Below are 276 nucleotides of genomic sequence, written 5' to 3'. Positions count from 1 at the left end.
AACTGAACCAACATGGCTTGTACATACGTTAAGTTAAATACGGCTTTTAAGTGTGGGATTAAAATATCATTTAAGCAGGTTATAAATCCCCACATAAAAAATAATGTTGTTAGAGAAGTTAATGCAAAACTGTAATTTTTATCCTGATAGTTTTGCGACTGTGTGTGTGTTGTCACTGGTGCTGAACTTGCCATGTGTTCTCCGTATTTTATTATTATAAATCTATTCTTAAGGTGCCCTGTTTTAGTTTTCAGCTGTCTTTAAACCATCCAGAAG

Annotated in this window: 1 pseudogene; it reads right to left on the bottom strand. The window is 33.7% G+C overall.

From position 1 onward, the window contains the following. Positions 1-194: pseudogene (locus AAEZ02_RS22390) on the bottom strand (glucose/galactose MFS transporter); the annotation flags it as partial. Positions 195-276 lie beyond the last annotated feature (82 nt).

The sequence above is a fragment of the Shewanella sp. T24-MNA-CIBAN-0130 genome (assembly GCF_040310185.1).
GTDB lineage: Bacteria > Pseudomonadota > Gammaproteobacteria > Enterobacterales > Shewanellaceae > Shewanella > Shewanella psychromarinicola.
Note: the sequence above shows the minus strand (reverse complement) of the source record. Positions and strands in the feature narration are given on the sequence as shown.